The organism is Bradyrhizobium sp., assembly GCF_016462955.1.
Lineage (GTDB): Bacteria > Pseudomonadota > Alphaproteobacteria > Rhizobiales > Xanthobacteraceae > Bradyrhizobium.
This window is the reverse complement of sequence record NZ_JAEMSD010000828.1, coordinates 1-1,864: the sequence shown is the minus strand read 5'-3', so window position 1 is coordinate 1,864 and position 1,864 is coordinate 1. Positions and strand designations below refer to the sequence as shown.

The 1,864-nt window shown below is 66.2% G+C and carries 1 protein-coding gene and 2 pseudogenes; all 3 read left to right on the top strand.

Annotation, left to right across the window (positions count from 1 at the left end; genetic code table 11):
• Positions 1-718 (top strand): annotated as a pseudogene (locus tag JHD07_RS38905) (hypothetical protein); the annotation flags it as partial.
• Between the two features lie 134 nt (positions 719-852).
• Positions 853-1,293 (top strand): MgtC/SapB family protein, encoded by a 441-nt coding sequence (locus tag JHD07_RS38900; RefSeq protein ID WP_291631868.1) that lies wholly within the window; start codon positions 853-855, stop codon positions 1,291-1,293.
• Between the two features lie 323 nt (positions 1,294-1,616).
• A pseudogene (locus JHD07_RS38895) lies at positions 1,617-1,864 on the top strand (hypothetical protein); the annotation flags it as partial.

Genomic DNA, 1,864 nt, shown 5'->3' with positions numbered 1-1,864 from the left:
ATCTCTGATGGCGCCGCCCGATCCGGCCGCATCGAAGCTGGTTCAGCCTGAGTCAGCCGAGAAGAAGGCCGAGCCGCCCGCCGCTGCCGAAATCGTTGCGGCGGCAAAGCCGGCGGACGCAGCCGAGAGCGATTCCCCGACGATTGCGGTTCAGCAGACGCGCTTTGCGATCGATCTCGGCGGCGCCAACTCCGTGGACGGCCTGCGTGCGCTCTGGCGCGGCCTCGCCAAGTCCAACCCGGAGATCGCAGCGCTGCGCCCGATCATCATGATCAAGGAAGGCACCACGGGCCTTGGCATGCAGCTTCGCCTCGGGGCCGGCCCCCTGGTCAACGCCGCCGCCGCGGCAAAATTCTGCGCGGGCCTCGCCGAGAGCGGCCGCCCCTGCGAGACCACCGTGTTCGACGGCCAGCGCCTCTCGCTGCGTAGCGGTCCGGACAAGGGGCAAGAAAAGACGCAGGACAAGACGCAAGAGAAAACTCAGGACAGAGTCCCGGAGAAGGGTTCGGAAACGAGCCAGGATTCCGGCCCGCAAGCCGACACTGCGCCCGCGCCGAGCGCGAAGCCCGAGAAGCCGCAGCGCCGCCGCAACACCTCCTCGAAACGCACCAAGCGTGAGGAGCCCGCTCCCGCCTCGCAGCCTGCACCGGCGACGACCGCGAAACCGGAGGCGGCGTCGACGGGATCGACGCTGTCGTCGTTCTTCAGGCGGCAATGACGCCTCGGTCCTGACCGGGCGGGGCCAGCATGCGACCAACGGACGCTTGGACGTCCGCCGCGCCAGGCAGCAAGTTCGCGAATCCATTTCCGACGCGCGCGAAGCGTCGCCCCTCCAGATTAACGCGAGTCTAGATGAACGAACTGGATGATGTGCTGAGGCTCCTGGTCGCGGCCGCAACGGGCCTGCTGATCGGCGTCGACCGCGACATGAACGACAAGCCGGTGGGAATGAGGACCCTCGCTTTGGTCTCTCTCGGCTCGGCGCTGGTGTCGATCTCCGTGATCGAGTTCCAGAACATGCGCGACCACCCGGATGCGATCTCGAGGGTCATTCAGGGCGTCGTAACAGGCGTGCTGAGCGGCGTCGGCTTCATCGGTGCTGGCGTCAGCCTGCACGACGCCAAGTCGAAGACGGTTCATGGCCTCACCACGGCCGCGACCGTCTGGGTTGCGGCCGGCCTCGGCATCGCCTGCGCATTGGGGGCCTGGCTGCTGGTCGGAGCAGCCATCGGGGTAACGTTGTTCGTGCTGTTCGCCCTGGGCTGGATCGAGCGCCGGCTGGGATTCAAATAGTCCCGCGCCGCAACGACCAAATGATACGATCGAGACCAGCATGAGCCGGCACACTCCGCACCGGACTTGATTCGGAGCGGAGATGACGGACGCAAGGTTTCTGCGGGAGCAACTCGCGTTGGTCCGCGAACTGGCGGACCGGGCGGACCCTTACATCAGGAAGCGGTTGCTCGCACTGGCTGAGAAATACGAGCGGCGGCTCGCGGAGCAGAGCCGAAGTACGCAAGATCGAACCTGATCGTGCAGCAAAGCATCGCGACGGACGGGCAGAAACCTCAGCTGCCCTGTTGCCTGGCCGCGCCATCCCGACCATATTGCCGGCCATGACAAAAAAGCCCTTCCGCCTCACGCCCTACCAGGTGCAGTTCCTGATCGTCGTCGGCTTCGCTACGGTCGGCTATGCGCTCTATCTGCGCTATCTCGCAATCGAACTGTCGCAGACCGCGCTCGCCTGCGACGCCGGCCTGCTCACCGTGATCGACACCGACAGCGGCGATCCGCTGCACCTCGGTCGCCGGACAACCACCATCACCCCCCAGCAGCGCCGGGCGGTGCACACACGGTTCCGCAC